Here is a 22326-nt window from a genome sequence, read left to right on the forward strand (position 1 = left end):
GGCGGGTCAGCCGGGCGGGGGCTCGCGGCGCAGCAGCTCCCACACCGACGGCAGCAGCACGAGCGCGGCGACGGTGTACGCGAAGTCCTCGACGGGGGCGACGCCGATGCGCCAGCCCAGGATCCGGGCCGGGTCGTAGCCCACGAGCCCGGCTCCGACGAGCACGTTGTCGAACACCGCGGTGAGCAGCATCATCACCGCGCCGGCGGCCAGCAGCACGGGGACGTGCGGCCGGGCACCACGCCGGCGGGCCCGGTGCACGGCCGCCGCGGCGACGAGCACCACCGGGACGAAGAACACGGTGTTGACCAGGGCGTACGTCATCAGCGGCGCACCGCCTCGGACGCCGCGGCGCGCCGGTCGCCGGTGAGCACCCGGTGCGCACCGGCCACCGCGAGCATCGTCGACCAGCACAGCAGCACCAGGAAGAAGACCTCCTCCAGCGGCAGCTCCGGGCCGATCAGCACCCCCGTCATCAGGTGCGAGCCGTGGCCGCGGAAGAAGATCCCCGTCGCGATGCCGACCACGTCCCACACGAGGAAGAAGCCGACGCCGACCGCGAGCACGACGAGCGCCCGGCGCCGGTCGCGCCACACGAACAGCCGCCACCGGCGGTCCATCAGCGCCATGCACCCCAGCGAGACCAGCAGGCACGTCAGGTAGACCAGCCCCACCCCGCGTCCTCCTCCGTCGCCGACCACGCGGCAGGGCGACCCGCCCTGCCGGACAGACGGTAACCCGCGCCGGCCGCCGCAGCGGACGGCGGCCCCGCCCGGCCCGTCGGGTCTCCTCAGGATCTGCTCAGGTCCCGCGCCGTCAGTCGGGCAGCGCCGGCAGGGCGGGCTCGTCGAGCCATCGCCGCAGCAGGTCCGCGACGTCGGCGGCCCGGGCGGGGCCCGCGACGGCCAGCGCGTGGGCGCGGAAGTCGTCGGTGGTCACGGCCCGGCCGGCCTGCGTCCGCGTCCACCCGCGCAGCAGGGCGTCGCCGGCCGCCCGCCCGAGCAGGCAGTCCAGCGCGTGCAGGGTCAGCGCGCCGCGCTTGTAGACGCGGTCGTCGAAGATCCGGTCGTAGCCGGGGTCGGACAGCACGAGGTCCTGCGGGCGGCGGCGCAGGCGCGCGTGCCAGCCGTGCGCGAGCGCGTCGACGCCCGTCCCGCCCGACGCCTGCGACCACCGCCACTCGGCGTAGCAGGCCGGGCCCTCGTTGAGCCAGATGTGCTGCCAGGACGCCACGCGCACGCTGTTGCCGAACCACTGGTGCGCGAGCTCGTGCGGGACCAGCCGGGCGTCCTCGCCGCGCGCGTGCAGGTGGTTGGCGCCGAAGATCCCCATGCCCTGGGCCTCGAGCGGGATCTCCAGGGTGTCGGGCGTGACCACGAGCGTGTACGCGTCGAACGGGTACGGCCCGAACACCTGCACGTGGTGGTCCATGATCGCGCCGTGCCCGGCGAACGCCCGGCGCGCCTCGGCGGCCCGCGGGCCCGCGGTGACCAGCAGCTGCGGCACCGGCCCGTCGACGAGGCGGTGCTCGTCGTACCGGCCCACCTGCACGGTCGCGAGGTACGTGGCCGTGGGCACGCGCTGCTCGTAGACCCACGTCGTGGTGCCGGCACGGGCGGTCACGGACGTCAGGACGCCGTGCGCGACGGCCCGGTACGGCTTCTCGACGCTGACGGCCGTGCGGTACGTGGCCGCGAGGTCGGGGCGGTCGACGCACGGGAACCACGAGGGGGCGCCGGTGGGCTGGTTCGCGACCAGCACGCCGTCGTCGAGCTCCTCCCAGCCGACCGGGCCCCAGGGGCTGCGCACGGGCACCGGCCGGCCGGAGTAGTCGACGGTCACCGTCAGGGGCTCGCCGGCCGGGGCCGCGCCGGCCAGGCGCAGGCGCAGCAGCCCGTCGCGGTGCGCGGAGCGGACGAGGACCGCACCGGCCACCGTGACCCCGCCGACGCGCGGGCCCCGCAGCTCGAGCACGACCTCGTCCACGTCGGCGAGCGGCACGACCGTGAGCACGGCCCGCGCCGTCAGCCGGTTGGTCGCCACCCGGTAGCGCAGGTCGAGGTCGTAGTGCTGCACGTGCACGTCGGGCGACCCGCGCCAGGGGCGGTAGGGGTCGGTGCGGGCTGCCGTCATGCGGCGGACGGGTCGGACGTCCAGGGGGCGATGGGGTTGCCGACCCACCGCGACCCGGCGGGCACGTGCTCGCCGCGCAGCACCAGCGACGCGGGTCCGACGGTCGCGCCGGCGCCCACGCGCGCGGCGGGCAGCACCACGCCGTGCGGGCCGAGGGTGGCGCCGGCGTCGAGGCGGGCCACGTCCAGGCTCATCACCCGGTCGTGGAAGAGGTGGGTCTGCACGACGCACCCGGTGCCGACGGTCGCGCCGTCGCCGAGCTCGACGAGGTCGGCCTCGGGCAGCCAGTAGCTCTGGCACCACACGCCGCGCCCGATGCGCGCACCCATCCCTCGCAGCCACCACACCAGGGCGACGGTACCGGTGCCCGGGTCCGCCAGGAACGGCGCGGCGACGAGCTCGGTGAAGGTGTCCGCGAGCTCGCCGCGCCACACCGGCCCGCTCCACAGCGGGTGGTCACCCGTGCGGAAGCGGCCCGCGAGCAGCCACTTCGCGACGATCGTCACGATCCCGGCGAGCACGCCCGCGCCGACGAGGACCACGCCGCCGAGCCCGGCGGCCGCCCCCCAGCCGGCCTCGCGCACCAGCACCTGCAGGGTGAGCAGCACCCCGAGGCCCAGCAGCGCGACCACCGCCGCGGGCACCACGCGCGCGGCCTCGACCGCGCCGCGGGCGACCCGCAGCCGCGTCGGCGGCTCGTAGGTGCGGCCCGGGTCGTCGAGCGTCGCGGCCCGCGGCAGCAGCACCGGCGGGGACCCGATCCAGCTCGAGCCGGCGCGGGCCCGGCGCGGCGTGGCGGACAGCACCGCGACGAGGCCGTTCTTCGGCACCGTGCGCCCGGGCGCGGTCATGCCGGAGTTGCCGACGAACGCCCGGCGCCCGACCTTCGCGACCGCGACCCGCACCCAGCCGCCGCCGAGCTCGTAGGGCGCGACCATCGTGTCGTCGGCGAGGAACGCGCCGTCCTTGAGCCGCATCATCGACGGCAGCCCGATGACGGTGGAGATCTCCGTGCCGTGGCCCACGCGCGCGCCGAGCAGCCGCAGCCACGCGGGCGTCGCCACGGACGAGTACAGCGGGAACAGGATGGTGCGGGCCGCGTCCATCAGCCGCTCGACCGTCCACGCCTGCAGCGCGGCCCGCGAGCGCGAGGAGTGGAAGCCCTCGCGCAGCCCGGCGCCGGCCGCGCGCACGGCGGCCACGACGAGCAGCGCGTAGGTCGCGTAGGCGGCCAGCAGCGCGGGGACCAGCGCGACGAGGGCACCGCGGGCGACGTCGGCGAGCGTCGTGGCGTCGTGCACGGCCCAGCCCACGACGAGGAGGCCGACGCCCACGGCCAGCACGGGCAGGACCGCGACGAGGGCGCCCGCGGCGGCGATGGCGACGAGCCACAGGGCGGGCGGCAGGCCGTCGGGGCGGTGCGCGGGCCAGGGGTGGCGGGCCTCGCGCACGCGCCGGGCGGGCGATCCGGACCAGTACTCGTCGTCGCCTGTGCGCCCGTGCACGGCGGACCCGGCGGCGACGTCCGTGCCCCGGCCCACGCGGGCGCCCGGGTAGAGGACGCTGCGGGCCCCGACGGTCGCGTCGGCGCCGATCTCGATGCGGCCCACGTGCAGCACGTCGCCGTCGACCCAGTGCCCGGCGAGGTCGACCTCCGGCTCGACGGCGCACCGCGGGCCGAGGGTGAGCAGGCCGGTGACGGGCGGGGCGGCGTGCAGGTCGACGTCGGCGCCGACGCGCACGCCCAGCGCGCGGGCGTACAGGCCGACGAACGGCGCGGTCGCGGGGGTGAGGGCGCCGACGCCGTCGGCGACGCGCTCGGCGGCCCACACGCGCAGGTGCACGGACCCGCCGCGGGGGTACGTGCCGGGCGTCACGCCGCGCAGCAGGACGCGGGCGACGAGCGCGGGCACGCCGAGGCGGCCGAGCGGGCTGACGGTGAGCACCCACCCGGTCAGCACCGCCCACCACGGCACGGGCAGCGCCCACGCGGGGGCCCACGCCCAGGTCACCACGAGGTTGACCGCCGCGAGCGCCGTCAGCCAGCGCAGGGCGACGAGGGTGCGGACGGCCAGCACGACGAGGAGCTGGAGCACCTGGGCGGCGCGGGGCACGGGGGTCACCGCGCGGACGGCGGCGGGGGCGGCGTCGGCGGGGGCGAGGGTGTCCAGGTGCGCGGCGAGCTCGCCGACCGTGGGGTTCTCGTAGACGGCGGCGACGGTGACGGCCGGGTACCGGGCGCGCAGCGCGGAGACCAGCTGGGCGGCGGTCAGCGACGAGCCGCCCTGGGCGAAGAACTCGTCGTCGGGGTCGGTGGGGCGCACGCCCACGACGCCGGCCCACTGCTCGGCGACCCACGCGGCGGTGCCCGTGAGCGTCCCGGCGGGGGTGTCGAGGTCGGCCAGGGGCCAGGGCAGGGCGTCGCGGTCGACCTTCCCCGAGGTGCGGGTGGGGATCTCGTCGACGGCCGCGACGAGCGGGACCATGGAGCCGGGCAGGAGCTCGCGCAGGCGGGCGGGCAGGTCGCCGGCGCGGGTGCCGGGGGTGAGGACGACGTACCCGACGAGCAGGGCCGCGCCGGCGGCGGTGCGGCGCACGGCGGCCGCGGAGGCCACGACCCCGTCGAGGGACGCCAGCGCGGCGTCGACCTCGGCGAGCTCGATGCGGTGCCCGTTGACCTTGACCTGGTCGTCGGCGCGCCCGACGAACAGCAGACCGGCCTCGTCGCGGACCACGAGGTCGCCGGTGCGGTAGGCCCGCCCGGGGCCCAGCGCGGGGTGCGGGGCGAACCGCTGGGCGTCGAGCGTGGCGTCGAGGTAGCGGGCCACGCCCACACCGCCGATGACGAGCTCACCGGTCTGCCCGTCCTCGACCTCCGTGCCGTCGAGGCCGACGACCGCGAGGTCCCACCCGTCCAGCGGCAGCCCGATCCGCACGGGCCCGTCGGGCTCGAGCAGGGCCGCGCACGCGACGACCGTGGCCTCGGTCGGCCCGTACGTGTTCCACGTCTGCCGGTGCGGCCGCCACAGGCGCTCGGCGAGCTCCGGCGGCACGGCCTCGCCGCCGAAGATCAGCAGCCGCACCGCGTCGAGCGCGTCGACGGGCCACAGGCCGGCGAGCGTCGGCACGGTCGAGACCACGGTGATCTCCCGCTCGACGAGCCACGGCCCCAGCTCCAGGCCGGCCCGCACGAGGGCCCGCGGCGCCGGCACGAGGGTCGCGCCCGAGCGCCACGCGAGCCACATCTCCTCGCACGACGCGTCGAACGCCACCGACAGCCCCGCCAGCACCCGGTCGCCCGGGCCGAGCGGCGCGTCGGGCAGGAACAGCCGGGCCTCCGCGTCGACGAACGCGGCGGCGCTGCGGTGCGAGACGGCCACGCCCTTGGGCCGTCCCGTCGACCCGGACGTGAAGATGACCCAGGCGTCGTGCTCGGGCGTCGGCGGCGTCGGGCGGCCCCCGCGCACGGGCCGCGGCGGCGGGCCGAGCACCCGTCCGTCCGGGCCCACCGGCTCGGGCCCGTCGCCCAGCACCACGGCGACCCCGGCCTCCGCGAAGACCGCGCGGGCCCGCTCGTCGGGCTCGTCGGCGTCCACCGGCACGTACGCCGCGCCCGCGTGCAGCACCGCGAGCACCGACACGTACAGCCCGACGGTCCCCGACGACGCCCGGACCCCGACCCGTGCACCGGGCACCACGCCCACCGCCGCCAGCCGGCGGGCCCGGGCCGCGACCGCCTCGGCCAGGGCCGCGTACGTCAGTTCCTCGTCGCCGTCGTCGATCGCGACGGCCGACGGGTGGGCGGCCACGGTCGCGGCGAACACGTCCACGAGGGTGCGGGCGTCCGCCGCCCGGTCCCCCGCGCGCAGCGCCCCGCCCCTGACCCGACCGTCCTCGCTGCTCACGCCCACCCCTCCCGGCCCGCGACCACGTGCCGCGTGCGCCGCCGCATGGTGACGATCCCAGGTGAACGGCCGCTACGCCCCGGTGAACACGCGGGGTCGCACCCTCCGGTGCGGGCCGGGCAGAGGGCCGGTCACGCCCGGCGGGCCGCCGCGATCGCGTCCGCAGCACGGATCAGGCCCAGGTGGCTGAACGCCTGCGGGAAGTTGCCGATCAGCCGCCCGGCGCCGGGGTCGTACTCCTCGCTCAGCAGTCCGAGGTCGTTCGCGTAGCCGACGAGCTGGTCCATCAGCGCCTCGGCGTCGTCCAGCCGGCCGCTGAGCGCGTGCTGCTCGACGAGCCAGAAGCAGCAGATCAGGAACGGGTGCTCCTCGCCCTCCAGGCCGTCGATGCCCGTGTCGGTCCGGTACCGGTGCAGGAGGCCGTGCTCGTCGAGCAGCTCGGACTCGATGCGGGCGACGGTCGACAGCATGCGCGGGTCGTCGTAGTCGAGGTACCCGGTGTGCGGCAGCTGCAGCAGCGAGGCGTCGACGTCGGTGCCGTCGTAGGTCTGGGTGAAGCTGTCGACCTCGGTGCTGAACCCCCGGCTGTCGATCTCCTCGCGGAGCACCTCACGCAGCTCGCGCCACCGCTCCACCGGCCCGTCCAGGCCGTGCTGCTCGACCGCGCGCACGCCCCGGTCGAACGCCGCCCACATCATCGCCCGACCGTGCGTGAAGTAGTGCACGTCGCCGCGCATCTCCCAGATGCCGTGGTCCTGGCGCTCGAGGTTGACCTCGCAGTACCGCAGGAGGCTCTTCTGCAGCCCCCAGGAGTACTCGTCGTCGGCGTCCCCCGCGACGGCGCGCAGCAGCCAGTCCCGCCACAGCCGCGCCCCCTCGGTCAGGCCGTGCGCGACGGCCACCTCGATGGTCAGGGCCGCGTCCCGCAGCCACACGAACCGGTAGTCCCAGTTGCGCTCCCCGCCGATCCCCTCCGGCAGGGACGCGGTCGGGGCGGCGACGATCCCGCCGGTCTCGCTGTGCGTCAGGGCCCGCAGCACCAGCAGCGACCGCAGCACGACCGCGGCGTGGTCGGTCTCGACCGTGACCCGGGCCGACCACCCCGACCACAGCTCGAGCGTCTCCGCGAGCGCCTGGTCGACGTCGACGGGGTCCGGCAGGTCCGACCAGGACGGGAACCAGGTCAGGTCCCAGTCGAGGACGTCGCCCTCCTCCAGCCGGAACGTCCCCGTCAGCCGGGGCGCCCGCGCACCCGCCTCGCCGCCGTCGTCCGTCCCGGCGAACGCGCCGGGCTGCTCGGCGGCGTCGTGGCGCACGCCGCCCTCGTCCTCGGCGCCGGCCCAGGTGAGCTGCGGCCCGGTGACCAGCAGCCCGTCGGGCCCGGCGAGCGACAGCAGGGCCGGGGAGCCCGCGTGCTCCACGACCCGCACCCACGGGGTCGCCCGCGCGTAGTCGAAGCGCAGCCGCAGGTCGTGCTGGATCTGCGCGGAGCCGTCGAGGCACTCCACGCGGCGCACGAGGTCGGCCCGGCCCGTGCCGGGCGGGAGGAGGTCCGTGACCCGGAGCGTCCCCGTCGGCGTCCGCCAGATCGTCTCGAGCACGAAGGTCTGCGGGACGTACCGGCGCTCGACGACCTCGCCGTCGACCGCCGAGAGCTTCCAGCGGCCGTCGTCCTCGTCGCCCAGCACGGCGCAGAACACGGCCGCGGAGTCGAAGCGTGGCAGGCACAGCCAGTCGATGCTCCCGTCCCGGGAGACGAGCGGACCGGTGCGCAGGTCGGACAGCAGGGCGTAGTCCTCGAGGGGGGTGCTCACCCCGCCATGTCTACGTGCCGGCCGGCCGACCCGCAGGACGAGGGCTCGGGCGGACGGCCCGGGACGCGCCGTGCGGAGCTGTTCCGCAACCCGTCAGAAGCGGCCGCCGCCGCCGCGTCGCCCGGTGCTCCGGCTCGAGCTGCTGCGGCGCGCGGGCGACGACGAGCGGCGGGAGGTGCTCGTGCTGCGGCGCGACGAGCCGGAGGACCGGCGGGTCGAGCCGCCACTGCTCCGGCCGCCGCCGGAGCCGCCCCAGGTGGAGCCCGTGGACCAGCCGCCGCCGAAGGTCGTCGGCGCGGCGGCCCGGCGGGCGGCGTCGAGGTCGGCGCGCGCCGCGCGGTGGGCCTCGGCGAGCAGGGCGACGGCCCGGTCCGCCACCGCCGCGGCGGTCACGGGGTCGACCGGTGCGGCGGCGTGCGCCTCGACCAGCAGGCGCTGCCCCTCGGCGAACCGCGTGCGTGCGCCCGCGCCGACGGCGGACCGCTGCGTGGCGAGCAGGTCGGCCGCGGAGCGCGCCGACGCGTCGGCCTGCGCGAGCAGCACGGGCAGCCGCTCGCGGGCGCGCGCCAGGGCCTCGGCCTGCGCACGGGCCGGCGCCAGGAGCGCGTCGAGCCGGGCCTCGGCGTCGGCGAGGCGGTGCAGGGCGGCGGGCGGGTCGCCGGCGGTGCGGGACGCCTGCGCGTGCGCGACGGCCGCGCGGGCGTCGGCGACGGCGGCGCCGACCTGCGGGTCCGTGGGGGCGAGGCGGGCGGCGTCGTCGACGTCGGAGCTGATCGACGTGACGGCCGCGTCGATGCGGGCGGGGGCGGCGGCCAGGTCGGCGGCGAGGTGGTCGACCGCGTCGAGGAGCGCCGCGGCGCCGGCCAGCGCGCCCTCGGCGTCACCGGCGCGGAGCACGGCCGCCGGGCGGTCGGCGTCGAGGACCGCCCGGCCCTGCGCGACGGCGTCGCGGGCGTGCGCGACCTGCGCGGCGGCGGTGCCCGCGTGGTCGGCGACCGGGGCGACGACGCTCGCGGCGTGGGCGGCGGCGATCCGCTGCAGCACGGTGCGGGCGGTCGCGGTGCGCGCGTCGAGGGCGTCGGCGCGGGCGGCGAGCTCGTCGAGCACCTGGGGCGCGCGGGCGTGCAGGTCGCGCAGCCGGGCGAGAGCGTCGGTCTGGGCGTCGAGGACGTCGTCGACCTGGTCGCACAGCGCGAGCACCTGCGTCAGGCGTGCGTGCTGCTCGGCGTCGGGCAGGTCGGCGCCGTCGTCGAGGGCGTGCCGTGCCTCGAACGCCCGGGTCAGCAGCGCCCGCGCCTCGTCGAGGGCCGCGACGAACGGGCCGACGGCGTCCGGGCCGAGCTGGGCGTCGGCGAACCCGAGCTCGGTGGCGCTGGCCTGCACGGCGTCGTCGGCCGCGACGAGCGCCTGCCCCGCGCGGGCCTCGAGCTCGTCGAGGTCCTCCGCGGCGGCGCGGCGGCGGCGCCACGCGACGACCGCCCACGCCGCACCCGCCAGGAGGACCACGGCGGCGAGGAGCCCGAGCAGCACCCGGCCCGCACGCCCCTCCCCCGCGACCTCCGCCTGGTACCCCTCGGCGGCGGCGACCGCGGCGCCCGCCCAGTCGTCCTCGCGCAGCGCGGGCTCGATGCGGTCGGTCTGCACACGGTCGAGCTGGGCGTCGGTGAGCCCGATCGCGTCGTCGACGGACACCTGGTACCGGCGGGACTCCACGGCGACCGCCAGCAGCACGTCGTCGCGGCCCAGGTCCGACGCCTGCGCGGTCGCGTCGGCCCACGCGGCGGGGTCGAGGTCGTCGAACGTGTCGACGTAGACGACGAACAGCTGGTACGGCGTGCGGTCCGCGAGGGCGTCGACGGCGGCCCGGACCTCGTCGGTGCGGCCGTCGAGGACGCCGGCCTCGTCGGTGACCTCGTCCACGAGGTCCAGCGGCGGCGCGGCCACCGCAGCACCGGGTGCCAGCAGCGCACCGGCCGCGACCGCGACGGCACCGGCCCGCAGCGCCCGGGCCGACCAGGTCGTGCGGGCCGCCCGGGTCGGTGACGTCCAGCACGGTGACGTCCGGGCCGGTGACGTCCGGGCCGGTCCGGTGCCCGTCGTCGGCGGGGCGGGCGTCGCTGGGCGCATGGGGGCGGACCTCCGGGTCGACGACCGCGCGCGGTGCGCGACCGCCGTCAGGATCCCGCCCCGACGTCCGCCTGCCAAACCCGGCGCCGACGGTCGCCGGGGCCCACGGGGCCCGGGGACGACCGTGGGCCCGCCGACGACGTCGACGGGCCCACGGGAGAGGTGCTGCTCAGCCGGCGGCGACGAGCGCCTCGGGGGCGCGCACGGCCGACGCCTGCGTGGGGACGAACCCGACCAGCGGGCCGCGGGCGGCCCGGGCCGCGCGGGCGGCGACCTCGGCGAAGTACTCCTGGCGGCGGCGGTCGGCGACACCGCCGGGGCGGTCCGACTTCTCGACCAGGTGCGGGTCCAGGTGCGTGTTCATGCCGTCGCGCAGCATGCTCAGGGCCTGCGAGCGCATCTGGCTGATCCGCGACTGCGTGACGCCGAGCTCGTCGGCGACGTCGGCGCAGGTGCGGTCGTGGAAGAACAGGCCCTCGACGACGACCCGCAGGTTCTCGGGCAGGCTCGTCACGGCGGCGCGCAGGTACTCCAGGCGCTCGCCCTGGATGGCGACGTCCTCGGGCAGGAGCGCGTCGTCGACCGGGTCGTACGCCTCCTCGGTGACGATCGCGTCGATGCTCAGCAGGCGGGTCTGGGCGATGTCGCGGGCGGCCGTGACCTGGTCGACGGCCATGCCGGTGGCCTGGGCGACCTCCTCACGGGTGGGCGTACGGCCCAGCGTGCTCGACAGGACGTCGGCGGCCTGCACGACCGTCTTGGCCCGGGTGCGGGCGCCGCGGGAGATCCAGTCCATCGAGCGCAGCTCGTCGATGAGCGCACCGCGGACGCGCAGGGCGGCGTAGCGGGCGAACGGGACGTTCGTCGACGGGTCGTACGCCCGGGCGGCCCGGACCAGGGCCAGGTGGCCGGCGGAGATGAGGTCCTGCCGCTGCACGTGCGCCGGCATGCGGCTGAGCAGGGCGTTCACCTCGTGCGTGACCACGGGCATCGTCGTGACGACGAGCTGCTCGAGGTCTGCGGGCATGGCGGAGGCAGTGGTCGTGGTCATCGCGATCACGCCCCGCGGTTCGGCGTGGGCAGCGAGGTGCCGGCGGCGCGGGACGCCGCCATGGCGGCCCACGCGGACAGACGCTCGGCGGAGGGGCGCAGGACGTTCTGCGCGGAGTTCTGGGGGTGGCCAGCGGCCGGGTGCAGCTCCATCGGAGTCTCCCTCTGTTCGGTAGCCCGGCTGACCTCTGGGGTCCCGTGGCTTTGCGTCCCCACCTCGCGATGGGTTTGCCGTTTCGCAGTGCTCGATCAACGTACGGCACGCGGTCGGCCCCGCCAACCCCCTCTGGGTGAAACCACCCACGGATCTGCCGAAAATCCTTAACTCCGCGACACGGGCGGACGCCCGCGAAATCGCTTGCCGGAGCAATTCCGGACGTTCTGCACCCCTCGGACCTGCGCCGATGCCAGGATGCTCCCGTGCACGCCCCCTCACGCCCGTCCTGGCAACCTTCACCCGCTCCCGCCCGCATGCTGGGACGCGCCCTCTCCTGCGCCGTCGTCGTCGGCCTCGCGGTCGTCGTGCCCGGCACCGCCGCGTCCGCGATCGACTCGACCGAGGGCCTGCGGGTCCAGGACGGCACGACGTACCGGCTGGACCTCGCGGGGTCCGTCGTGCACGTCGAGCACGTCGCGACGATCACCCACGAGATGTCCGCGGAGTACTACTTCCCCGACCACTGGGTGCCCGTGATGGCCGGCGCCGTGGGCGTGACGGCGACCCGCGACGACGGCACGGTGCTGCCGGTGACGATGGAGCCGGGCGACGACGTCGTCCGCTGGGCCGCCGTGGACCTGCGGCCGGACCTGCAGGCGGGGCAGACCCAGACGGTGCGGGTGACGTACGACCTGCCGGCCCAGGAGCCGCGCAACCCGTCGTTCGCCCAGGTCAACCCCGCGTACGCGACGTTCCCGCTGTTCACCGCGGCCGACCCCGGGCTCGGCTCGGTGCGGGTGGAGGTCCCCGCGGGCGTGGACGCGTCCGTGGTCGGAGACGGCCTGCAGCGCACGGTCGACGACGACGGCACGCAGGTGTGGACGGCGGACGCGATCGAGGACAGCACCTGGTGGGCGAACGTCGTGGCGCGCGACGACGCCGAGCTGGTGGAGGAGCTGGTGTTCTTCAACGACATCGGCGTCACGGTGCAGGCGTGGCCGGGCGACACCGCGTGGCTTGACCTCACGACCGACCTGGTGGAGCGGGGCCTGCCGGTGCTGCGCGAGACCATCGGCCGGCCGTGGGGCACGGACGGGCGGCTGACCGTCGTGGAGACCTCCACGCCGTACGTGTACGGCTACGGCGGCTGGTACCAGCACGAGGAGTCCCTCATCGAGGTCGGCGACGCCCTCGACGCGCACGTCGTGCTGCACGAGATGTCGCACGCCTGGTTCAACCACGAGCTGTTCGACGGCCGGTGGATCAACGAGGCCCTCGCCGACGAGGTCGCGGCGGTCACGATGGCCGAGCTCGGCATGGAGCGCCCCCTGCCCGCCCCCGTCGACACCGGGTCGGCGGCGGCGCTGCCGCTGAACGCGTGGGAGGACGCCGACCTCGGGGCCCCTGACGCGGAGGAGACCGAGGAGTACGGGTACGGCGCCTCGTTCTGGCTCGGGCACGCGCTCGTCGAGGAGATCGGCGTCGAGGCGACCGGGGAGGTGCTCGCCGCCGCGTGGGACCGCGACCCCACGTACCCGGCCGACACCGACGAGTCGCGCCACCCGCACGCGATCGGCTGGCAGGGCTTCCTCGACCTGCTCGAGGGCGTCGGCGGCTCGACGCGCGCGACGCAGCTGTACCGGGACCTGGTGGTGACCGACGAGCAGCAGGCGCTGCTGGACGAACGGGCGCAGGCACGCGAGGCGTACGCCGCGCTGGTCGAGCGCGGCGCCGGCTGGGCGCCGCCGGCGGCGCTGCGGGACGCCATGGCGGCCTGGCGGTTCGACGACGCGCAGGCCCTGACGCGGCGGGTCACCAAGCTGCTGTCGGCGCGCGAGGCCCTCGACGCCGACCTGGCCGCGATCGACGTGACCACCCCGGCGTCGTTGCAGCGGACGTTCGAGACGAGCACCGACCTCGCGGCGCTGCACGGCACGCTCGTCGACGTGCGGGGCGCCGCACGGTCCGTGGCGCGCGCCGACGCCGCCCGCGCGGAGGCAGGCCCGCTGGCGGTGGTGGGGCTGGCGCTGCACGACGTCGACGGTGACGTCGCCGCGGCCCGCACCGCGCTCGCCGCCGGCGACTGGGAGGGCGCCGCCCGGGCGGCCGACGCCGCCGACGCCGGTGCGTCCGGCGCCGCCCGCGACGGCGGTCTGCTGGTGGTGCTGCTCGTGGCCCTCGCCGCCGCGGCGTCGTCCTCGGTGGTCGTGGTGCGCCGTCGTCGGCGCGCGGCGCTCTCCGCGGCCGGCACCGTGACCGGAAATGACGCCGCGTCCACGGCGTCCGCGGGGGACGATGGGGGCATGAGCCAGACCCTGAGCACCCTGACCGCCGACCTCACCACCGCCATGAAGGCCCGCGACGAGCTGCGCCGCGACACCCTGCGCCAGGTCATCGCGGCCGTGCGCACCGAGGCGAAGGCCGGTGACGTCGAGCGCGAGCTCGGCGAGGACGAGGTGCTGCAGGTCCTGGCGCGCGAGGTCAAGAAGCGCCGCGACACCGCCGAGACGTACACGCAGGTCGGTGCGACGGACCGGGCCGCGCGCGAGACCGCCGAGGCGGAGGTCATCTCGACCTACCTGCCCGCCCGCCTGACCGAGGCGGAGCTGGAGGCCCTGGTCCGCGACGCGGTGGCCGAGGTCGGCGCGACGAGCATGCGCGACATGGGCGCGGTGATGAAGGTCGCCACCGAGCGCGCGGGCACGTCCGCCGACGGCCGCACGCTGTCGACGATGGTCCGGCAGGCCCTGGCCGGCTGACGGCCGCGACCGGCGCCGCCCGCGAGGCCGACCTCGCGGGCGGCGCCGGTGCTGCGTGCGCCCACGGCCGGCCTGCCCGGGCGAGCGGCAGGCCGCGCCGGTCGGGAGGCGGGCCGCTCAGGAGGTCAGCGTGAGGAGCCCCAGCGCGGCGACCGCGACGCCGAGGACCACCGAGACGGCGACCAGCACCACGTGCACGACGAGGAAGCGGGTGGCGCGCCCGTCCGCGTCGCGCGCCCGCGGGTCCTTGGCGACCCGCTGGAGGAACCGGGGCCAGACGACGAGGTTCCAGACCCCGGCGACGACGAGCAGGGACGACCACGCGACAGGGAGCTCCACAGGCGCCGATGCTGGCACACCCGTGCACGGTCGGCGGGCGCGGCCCGCGGCACGGCCGCGACGACGCAGGTCAGACCCTCATCAGACCCTCATCGGCAAAGCCGCCGACGCACGCCTGTGCACGGTTACGGTCGAACCACCGCCTTCCGGACGTCGCACTGACCCGGGGCGGGTGCCGGCAGATCCCCTCCTGCCGTGACGCGCACGGGACGCGCCCGCGTGACGGGCCTCCCGTTCGACGAAAGGTGACAACCAGATGAGACGACCCCTTGCCCTGCGACTCCTCGCGACGGGCGCCACGATGGCCGTGGTCGCCGGCGTGGGCGTGAGCACGCTCGTCGCCACCGGTGCGCAGGCCGCCCCGGGCGGCGCCACCGGCTACGCGTCGCAGAACGGCGGCACCACCGGCGGCGCCGGCGGGAAGACGGTCCGGGCGACCACGGGCACGCAGATCCACGAGGCCCTGTGCTCGCGGGCCAGCGCCAGCACCCCGATCATCATCGAGGTCGCGGGCACGATCACCCCGGCGAACACCGCGAAGGTCTCGGGCAGCAGCTGCAACACCGCGGCCGGCGTCATCGAGCTCAAGCAGATCAGCAACGTGTCGATCGTCGGCGTGGGCACCTCGGCGGTGTTCAACGAGATCGGGATCCACATCCGCGAGTCCAGCAACATCATCATCCAGAACGTCACGGTCAAGAACGTCAAGAAGTCGGGCTCGCCGATCTCCAACGGCGGTGACGCGATCTCGATGGAGACGAACGTCCGCAACGTGTGGGTCGACCACTCCACGCTCGAGGCGTCGGGCGGCGAGTCCGAGGGCTTCGACGGCCTGTTCGACATGAAGTCGAACACGCAGTACGTCACGCTGTCGTACTCGATCCTGCGCAACTCGGGCCGTGGTGGGCTCATCGGCTCCTCGGAGACGGACCGCACCAACACGTTCATCACGTTCCACCACAACCTGTACGAGAACATCGACTCGCGTGCGCCGCTGCTGCGCGGCGGTGTGGCGCACATGTACAACAACCACTACGTGTCGCTGAACGAGTCGGGCATCAACTCCCGCGCCGGCGCCAAGGCCAAGGTGGAGAACAACTACTTCGAGGACTCGAAGGACGTGCTGGGCACGTTCTACACCGCGGAGGCCGGCACCTGGCAGGTCGCGGGCAACATCTTCGACAACGTGACCTGGACGGCGAAGAGCGCCGAGAACAACCCGGCCGGCCCGAACCCGACGTCGACGACCACCGTGACGATCCCCTACGCGTACACGATGGACTCCGGCAGCTGCGTGCCGACGACCGTCCGCCAGACGGCGGGCGCGGGCAAGAACCTCGCGGTCTCGAACGGCGCCTGCAGCCCGACGACGACGGCGCCGACCCCGACCGCCACGGCCACGGCCACCCCGAAGCCGACGGCCACCGCGACGGCGACCGCTGCGCCCACGACGCCCACCACGGGCACGAACCTCAGCCTGGGCGCCGGCGCCGACGGGTCGGGCCGCGCGTCCGGCACGAGCTACGCCAACGTGACGGACGGCTCGACCAGCACCTACTGGTCGCCCTCGTCCTCGACCGGGCGCGTCTCGGTCAAGTGGGACACGGCCAAGACGATCGGCCGCGTCGTTGTCAAGCAGGCGTCGGGCGGCGGGACGGTCACCGCGTGGCGCGTCGTGAACAACGACACGGGCAAGGTGCTCGCCTCGGGCACCGGCACCCCGTCGACGATCACGTTCACCGCGACGTCGCTGAAGAAGGTCAACCTCGAGATCACGGGGGCCACCGGCACGCCGCGCGTCGCCGAGGTCGAGACCTACGCGAAGTGACGCGTCGGCGCCCCGCGCGGGCGCCGACCCCGGCCGCCGTCCCTGACGGCAGCCACCCCTGACAGCCGCGGGCGGGACCTGCGGGAGCCGCGCACCGGCCCCGCACCCCGCCCGCGGCTGTCGTCACGATCGGCCCGCCACCGGCGGCCTGCCCATGAACGGTGGACGTCCACCAGGGGTGGACACGGAGGTGGCGAGACGCTCACCGGCACGCTCGGGGCGCTCGGTGCCGGCGGCACGGGCAGCGGTGGAGCGGTACCGGGCTCAGGGCACGGGGTCGGTGGTGACGCGCGCGATGTGCAGGGCCAGGTACGACAGCTCGTCCTCGGTGAGCGTGGCGCCGAGGCGCAGCTCGACGAGGGAGCCGAGCAGGTCCGCGCACCGCGCCGCGTCCGGGTACGACTCCCGGATCGCAGCACCCACGGCCGAGTGCCGCTGGTCCGCGAGCTGGCGCCGCTGGTGGATCCGCACGAACAGGTAGCGCAGGTGGGTCACGAACCGGCCGACGTTGACGCTGCCGGCGTCCAGCGGCCGGTCGAGCTGCTGGGCGATGACGTCGAGGAACTGCTGGATCAGCCCCGTCATGGTGTAGCTGTACGAGAGGTCGCCTGCGGAGAACCCGGCGTTGACCAGGTGCAGGGTCAGGCCGACGGCCTCGCTCGCCGGCAGGGGGACGTCGACCTGGGCGTTGATCGACGCGACGAGGGCCTGCCCCTGCGCGTACTCCTGGGGGTACAGGTGCGAGACCTCGGCCAGCAGGGGGTACTCCAGGTGCTGGCCGGCGGCCGCGCGGGCGAGGGCCGCCGCGACGTGGTCGGCCATCGCGACGACGACGGCCGCGTTGGCCGCGAGCCGGTCCAGCCCGGCGTCGGCGAGGGCCTGCCCGACGATCTGCACGGTCTCCGGGGGCAGACCGGCGAGCTGGGCGGCCATCCGGTCCGGGTCGTGGTCGTCGACCGGACGGAAGGTGCGCACCACCTTCGCGGGGTCCACCGGGTCCCCCGGCCGGGTCTGGAAGCCCAGACCCCGGCCGGTGAGGATGACCTCGGTGCCGTCGTCCGCGCGGGCGAGGACGACGTTGTTGTTGAAGACGCGCAGGATGTTCATCGGGCAGGCCTGGCTCGCTCCGTCGGGGTCGGGACCCTCAGGGGACCACGTCGACGACGACGTCACCCGGGACCACGGGGCCCGCGGGTCGCGGCGTCACCCCCGTGAGGGCGCGGGTGTTGATGACCGTCACGAGGGTCGTGGTGTCGTACCCGGCGGCGCGCACGGCGGCGACGTCGACGGTCCCGAGCACCTGACCGGCGGTGACGCGGTCACCCTTGGTGACGGTCGACGTGAAGCCGTCGCCGGCCATGTTCACGGTGTCGATGCCGACGTGCACGAGCACCTCGACGGCGTCGTCGGTCTTGATGCCGTAGGCGTGCCGGCTGTCGGGCAGCGTGATGAGCGTGCCGGTGACCGGCGCGAGCACGTCGAGCGTGGCCGCGTCGTCGGCGGGCACGACGCCCACGCCGTCGCCCAGGGCCTTGGACGAGAAGACCGCGTCCTTCACCTCGGCGAGCGGGACCAGGGTGCCGGCCAGCGGCGCGAGGAGCGTCGCGGTGGGCGCGGCGTCGGCCGGCGGGGTCGGGGCCGGCGCACCGGCGGACGCCTCGAGCGCGCGGTCGGCGTCGGCCTGCAGGCGCGCCTCGGCGGCCTCGGCCTTCTGCTCGGCCGTGCGGTAGTCGGAGACGACGACGAGCACCATCGACACCGCGAACGCCGCTGCGACCGCGATCGCGTAGAGCGCCATCGGCTCGAACACCGGGATCGTCAGCAGCGACGTGAAGGCGAAGATGCTGGTGTTCACGCCGCCGAAGATGCCGATGATCAGACCACCGGTGAGGCAGCCGACGAGCATGCGCGGGTAGATCCGCTTGTAGCGCAGGTGGATGCCGTACAGCGAGGGCTCGGAGATGCCGCCGAGGAGGCCGGCCGCGAGCGCACCGGTCGCGGTCTGGCGCATCTGCACGTCCTTGTCACGCCAGGACAGGAACAGCACGCCGGCGGTGGCGCCGAAGCACGCGAAGTTCCACGCACCCATGGGGCCCTGGATGAAGTCGTACCCGAGGGTGCCGATGTTCATGAGCATCAGCGCGTTGAGCGGCCAGTGCAGACCCAGCGGGACCAGGAAGGGGTACAGCAGGGGGATGATGATCGCGAACGCGATGGGGGCGTTGCCGTTGAGCCACGCCAGGCCGCTGCCCAGGCCCGAGCCGAGCCAGATGCCGAGCGGGCCGATGAGGAACGCGGTCACCGGGATCATGACGACCATCGAGAAGAACGGCACGAAGACCATCTGGATGTTCTCGGGGAAGACCCGCTTGAGCATCTTGTAGACCACCGCGAGCACCGCGACCATGATCAGCGGCACGAACACCTGGCCGCCGTAGTCGTTGAGCTGCAGCGGCAGCCCGAAGACGTCCGCGACGCAGGAGTCGGTGCCGAGGGTCGCGTTGGTCGTGCAGACCGTGTCGGCGAAGACCGTCGGGTCCGACAGGCTGATGAAGTTCGGCGTCATCAGCGCACCCATGACGGTGGCGCCGACCCACGGGTCGATCTCGAGCTTCTTGGCCGCGTTGTACGCGACCATGATCGGCAGGAAGTAGAAGACCGAGCGCCACATCGCGTCGACGAACACCCAGCCCGCGGGCTTGTCGGCGGCACGGAAGTCGACCACGCCGAGCGCGTCGAGCACCGCGGTGAACGCGATGATCAGCGAGGCACCGAGCAGCACGCCCAGCAGCGGGCGGAACGAGTCGGACAGGTACTCGAAGAACGCGTCGAGCCACGCCACCTTGCCGCGCGCCTTGGCCCGCGCCGCGGCCTTGACGTCGGCGTCCGACTGCCCGGCGGCGCCGACACCCTTCATCGACGGCAGGTTGACGATCTGGGTGTACACGGACTGCACCGCGCCCCCGACCACGACCTGGTACCGGTCGCCGGACTGCGGCACGGCGCCCATGACGCCGGGCACCTTCTCGAGGGTCGCGCGGTCGACGACCGACGCGTCCTTCAGCTCGAAGCGCAGGCGGGTCGCACAGTGGGTGAGGCTGAGGACGTTGGCGGGGCCACCGACGGCGGCCACGATCTCCTCGGCCCTGTCACGCGTCGTCGCGGACGTCATGCTGGTTCTCCTCGTGGGACGGGGACCACCGGTGTCGGGGCACGAAAAAAGGCCTGAGCCGCATCACTGCGACTCAGGCCTTGCCCCGCAACGATGGCGGGTAACAACCCTGGGATGAGCTCTCGCTCGGGGAAGACGGTAGCACCGCGCCCCCGCCCCCTCCCCCGGGACCTTCGTCGCGCGACCCGTGACGGCCGACGACCCGGCGCGTACGGTCGGGAGCATGTGCCGCAACATCACGACCCTGCGCGGGCTCGAGCCGCCCGCCACGGCGGACGAGATCGAGGCCGCCGCCGTCCAGTACGTCCGCAAGGTGACGGGGGTGACCAAGGTCAGCGCCGCGACGCAGGAGGCGTTCGACGCCGCCGTCGCCGCGGTGGTCGCCGCGACCACCCAGGTGCTCGCCGACCTGCCCGAACGGCGCACGCCGCCCCCGACGGTGCCGCCGCTGCGCCGCGAGGACGTCGCCGCCCGCGTCGCGGCCCGGCTGGCCGCGCGCGAGGAGCACGAGCGTCAGCACGCCCTGGGCATACCGCACACCCACTGAGCGCACCCGGCGGTCGCGAGCGTCGGCGTCCGCCGGACGGATGACCGCGGGCGTCGGATCGGCCACGGCGTGGTGACGGAACGACAACGGCCCCGCGGCGGGTGGCACGGGGCGCCTACGGTGCGCAGATGTCGACGACCGCGCCAGCAGCGCGCACCCGGTGGCGCCACGCGGCGGTCGCGCTCGTCCTGCTCACCGGCGCGGGGGCGACGCTGGCGACCACGCCACCGCTGGAACGCTGCCCCGACCCGCCGGCCGACGGGGCCGTGAGCGACTTCTACGGTCCGCAGGAGTACGAGACGGGGCTGGCCCGGGTCGCGTCCCCCCGGGAGTTCAGCCTCGACGGGTTCCCCGTGGTGCAGACGGACGTGAGCGGGCCCGCGTGCGTGACCGCCGACGACGGCTCCGTGACGGTGCGCGTCGATCTCCGCCTGGACCTCGACGAGCCCGGCCCGGTGCCGGACGAGGTGCTGGGCACGCTGACCGTGCGCGACGGGCAGGGGCGATCCTGGTCGCCGGCGGAGGTCAGCGCGCGGGAGCGGCTGGCACCGCGCTCCGAGGGCGGCGACCCGACACCGTCGACGGCGACGGTCACCTTCGCGCTGCCGGTCGACGTCGAGCCCCCGGTGTCGCTGCACCTGGGCGGGTGGGGCGGCCTGGACGGCGCACCCCTGGAGGAGCTGTCGCTGGACGAGCCGACCGAGACGCCGCCATGACCGCCGGCCACCGGGCGAGCGGGCACGTGCGCGGCGACCTGGTGCTGCACCCGGTCGCCCTCGTCGGCCTCGCGGTCCTGCTGCTCAACGACCACGTGCTCAAGGCCGCCGCCCCGGGGTGGGTGACGGGCAAGCTCTCCGACGTCGCCGGGCTGGCGTTCTTCCCGTTCCTGCTGCTGGCGGTCCGCGAGGTCCTGCTCCGACGGCGGCCGACCGTCCGGTCGGCCGCCGCGGCGGCGGCGCTCACCGCGGCCGTGTTCGCCGCGGTCAAGCTCTCCCCGGGGGTCCGGGGGCTCTACGTCGACGTGGTCGGCGTCCTGCGCCTCCCCGCCGACGCCCTGCTCGGGGGCGCGGGCGCACCGGTGCCCGTCGTCGTCCAGCCCGACGCCACCGACGTCCCTGCCGTCGTGGCGTGCGTGGCGGTCGTGCTCGTCCTGCGGCGCGATCGCGCCAGGAGCGCCACGGCGGCTCGTCAGCCGGCGATGGCGTCGAGGTCGGCGAGGTCCTCCTCGGACAGCTCGGTCGCGGCCCCGGCGATGTTCTCCCGCAGGTGGGTCACGGAGGACGTGCCGGGGATCAGCAGGATGTTCGGCGACCGCTGCAGCAGCCAGGCCAGGGCCACCGCCATGGTCGTGACGCCGAGCCGGTCGGCGACCGCCGAGAGCGCGGACGACTGGAGCGGGGTGAACCCGCCCAGGGGGAAGAACGGCACGTAGGCGATGCCGTCGCGTGCGAGGTCGTCGACGAGGTCGTCGTCGTGACGGACCGCCAGGTTGTACATGTTCTGCACGCACACGACCGGGACGACGGACCGCGCCTCGGCGACCTGCTCGGCCGTGACGTTGCTGAGCCCGACGTGCCGGACGCGCCCCTCCTGCTGGAGCTCGGCGAGGGTCTCGAGCGCCTCGGTGACCGGGCCGGGCTGCGGGCCGCGGGCGTCGCCCATGCGCAGGTTCACCAGGTCGAGCTGCTCGACGCCGAGCCCGTCGAGGTTGTCCTGGACCTGCCGGCGCAGGTCCTGCGGGCGGCGGGCCGTGGGCCACCCGCCCTGCGCGTCACGGGTCGCGCCCACCTTGGTCGCCACGACCAGGGACGCGGGGTACGGGTGCAGGGCCTGGCGGATCAGGGCGTTCGTGACGCGGGGGCCGTAGGCGTCGCTGGTGTCGACGTGCGTGATGCCGGCGTCGACCGCGGCGCGCAGGACGGCCAGCGCACCGTCGGGGTCGGCGGGCGGGCCCACGACCCCCGGCCCGGCGAGCTGCATCGCGCCGTAGCCGAAGCGGGTCACGGTCCGGTCGCCCAGGGTCCAGGTGCCGCCGGGGAGCGCGGTGAGGGTGGTCATGGTCGTCCTCTCGTCGTCGGGGCTGGCGCCGCACCGGCGCCGTGGACCACACTGCAGGCAGCTGCTCGACCGGATCTCGGACAAGTGGGTCACCCTGGTGCTGTGCGGCCTGGCGGGCGACACCGCGCCCGGCGACGGTGGGGGCGGCACCGGCCCGGCGCCGATGCGCTACTCGCAGCTGTCCCGCCTGCTGGCCGGCGCGAGCCAGAAGATGCTCACCCAGACCCTGCGGGCCCTGGAGGCCGACGGCCTCGTGACCCGGACCGTGACCCCCACCGTCCCCGTCACCGTGACCTACGCGCTGACCGACCTCGGGCTGTCCCTGCACCAGGCGGTCCGCCCGCTGCGCACCTGGGCGCAGACCCACATGGACGAGGTCGCCGCCCACCGCGCGAGCCTCGAGGAGCAGGCCGCGACCTGACCGGCGGAGCCGGTAC

The 22326-nt window shown here is 75.5% G+C and carries 17 protein-coding genes and 1 riboswitch; of the genes, 5 read left to right on the forward strand and 12 right to left on the reverse strand.

Annotated features, from left to right (window positions below):
* Positions 1–6 precede the first annotated feature (6 nt).
* The 8 genes from BKA21_RS06425 to BKA21_RS06460 form a co-directional block, all read right to left on the reverse strand.
* On the reverse strand, positions 7–324 hold the full coding sequence (locus BKA21_RS06425) for a lycopene cyclase domain-containing protein (RefSeq protein WP_140457489.1): 318 nt from the start codon (positions 322–324) through the stop codon (positions 7–9).
* Positions 324–674: a lycopene cyclase domain-containing protein gene (locus BKA21_RS06430; protein WP_140457490.1), complete on the reverse strand. Its 351-nt coding sequence runs from the start codon at positions 672–674 to the stop codon at positions 324–326. Before BKA21_RS06430 ends, BKA21_RS06425 begins: the two co-directional genes overlap by 1 nt.
* A gap of 142 nt (positions 675–816) precedes the next feature.
* Entirely contained in the window at positions 817–2133 is a 1317-nt protein-coding gene (locus BKA21_RS06435; RefSeq protein ID WP_140457491.1) for a M1 family metallopeptidase, read from the reverse strand.
* Positions 2130–6038, reverse strand: coding sequence for a Pls/PosA family non-ribosomal peptide synthetase (locus BKA21_RS06440; protein WP_239072725.1), 3909 nt, complete (start codon positions 6036–6038; stop codon positions 2130–2132). The genes BKA21_RS06435 and BKA21_RS06440 overlap by 4 nt, the downstream gene beginning before the upstream one ends.
* A 131-nt stretch (positions 6039–6169) precedes the next feature.
* Entirely contained in the window at positions 6170–7852 is a 1683-nt protein-coding gene (locus BKA21_RS06445) for a glycoside hydrolase family 15 protein (protein ID WP_140457493.1), read from the reverse strand.
* 93 nt (positions 7853–7945) lie between these two features.
* Positions 7946–9979: a TPM domain-containing protein gene (locus BKA21_RS06450; RefSeq protein WP_140457494.1), complete on the reverse strand. Its 2034-nt coding sequence runs from the start codon at positions 9977–9979 to the stop codon at positions 7946–7948.
* A gap of 169 nt (positions 9980–10148) precedes the next feature.
* Positions 10149–11030, reverse strand: coding sequence for a sigma-70 family RNA polymerase sigma factor (locus BKA21_RS06455; RefSeq protein ID WP_239072724.1), 882 nt, complete (start codon positions 11028–11030; stop codon positions 10149–10151).
* A 5-nt stretch (positions 11031–11035) separates the two neighbouring features.
* On the reverse strand, positions 11036–11182 hold the full coding sequence (locus BKA21_RS06460) for a hypothetical protein (protein WP_160158497.1): 147 nt from the start codon (positions 11180–11182) through the stop codon (positions 11036–11038).
* A 15-nt stretch (positions 11183–11197) separates the two neighbouring features.
* A riboswitch (cyclic di-GMP riboswitch) is annotated at positions 11198–11272 on the reverse strand.
* Positions 11273–11500: 228 nt separating this feature from the next.
* Here BKA21_RS06460 and BKA21_RS19915 point away from each other — a divergent pair.
* On the forward strand, positions 11501–13945 hold the full coding sequence (locus BKA21_RS19915; protein ID WP_306458063.1) for a GatB/YqeY domain-containing protein: 2445 nt from the start codon (positions 11501–11503) through the stop codon (positions 13943–13945).
* A 117-nt stretch (positions 13946–14062) separates the two neighbouring features.
* Here the strand turns inward: BKA21_RS19915 and BKA21_RS06470 are convergent, their stop codons facing one another.
* Positions 14063–14284, reverse strand: a complete 222-nt coding sequence (locus tag BKA21_RS06470) for an SCO4848 family membrane protein (RefSeq protein WP_140457495.1) — start codon at positions 14282–14284, stop codon at positions 14063–14065.
* Positions 14285–14540: 256 nt separating this feature from the next.
* Between BKA21_RS06470 and BKA21_RS06475 the strand changes: the two genes are divergently transcribed.
* Positions 14541–16112: a pectate lyase family protein gene (locus tag BKA21_RS06475; protein WP_140457496.1), complete on the forward strand. Its 1572-nt coding sequence runs from the start codon at positions 14541–14543 to the stop codon at positions 16110–16112.
* 264 nt (positions 16113–16376) lie between these two features.
* Here the strand turns inward: BKA21_RS06475 and BKA21_RS06480 are convergent, their stop codons facing one another.
* Both BKA21_RS06480 and BKA21_RS06485 read right to left on the reverse strand, forming a co-directional pair.
* Complete coding sequence (locus BKA21_RS06480) at positions 16377–17219, reverse strand: PRD domain-containing protein (protein WP_140457497.1); 843 nt, start codon at positions 17217–17219, stop codon at positions 16377–16379.
* A gap of 37 nt (positions 17220–17256) precedes the next feature.
* Positions 17257–19284 carry a glucose PTS transporter subunit IIA gene (locus BKA21_RS06485; RefSeq protein WP_140457498.1) on the reverse strand — a complete coding sequence of 676 codons (2028 nt, stop codon included), beginning with the start codon at positions 19282–19284 and terminating at the stop codon, positions 17257–17259.
* A gap of 223 nt (positions 19285–19507) precedes the next feature.
* On the opposite strand from BKA21_RS06485, the gene BKA21_RS06490 reads away from it, so the two are divergent.
* Both BKA21_RS06490 and BKA21_RS06495 read left to right on the forward strand, forming a co-directional pair.
* Entirely contained in the window at positions 19508–19831 is a 324-nt protein-coding gene (locus BKA21_RS06490; protein WP_140457499.1) for a DUF2277 domain-containing protein, read from the forward strand.
* 128 nt (positions 19832–19959) lie between these two features.
* Positions 19960–20547, forward strand: coding sequence for a hypothetical protein (locus BKA21_RS06495; RefSeq protein ID WP_140457500.1), 588 nt, complete (start codon positions 19960–19962; stop codon positions 20545–20547).
* A 472-nt stretch (positions 20548–21019) separates the two neighbouring features.
* On the opposite strand, the gene BKA21_RS06500 is transcribed toward BKA21_RS06495, so the two are convergent.
* Complete coding sequence (locus BKA21_RS06500; RefSeq protein WP_140457501.1) at positions 21020–21889, reverse strand: oxidoreductase; 870 nt, start codon at positions 21887–21889, stop codon at positions 21020–21022.
* On the opposite strand from BKA21_RS06500, the gene BKA21_RS06505 reads away from it, so the two are divergent.
* Positions 21888–22310, forward strand: coding sequence for a winged helix-turn-helix transcriptional regulator (locus tag BKA21_RS06505; protein ID WP_140458342.1), 423 nt, complete (start codon positions 21888–21890; stop codon positions 22308–22310). The genes BKA21_RS06500 and BKA21_RS06505 overlap by 2 nt on opposite strands.
* The last annotated feature ends 16 nt before the right edge of the window (positions 22311–22326 follow it).

It is taken from the genome of Cellulomonas oligotrophica (genome assembly GCF_013409875.1).
Lineage (GTDB): Bacteria > Actinomycetota > Actinomycetes > Actinomycetales > Cellulomonadaceae > Cellulomonas > Cellulomonas oligotrophica.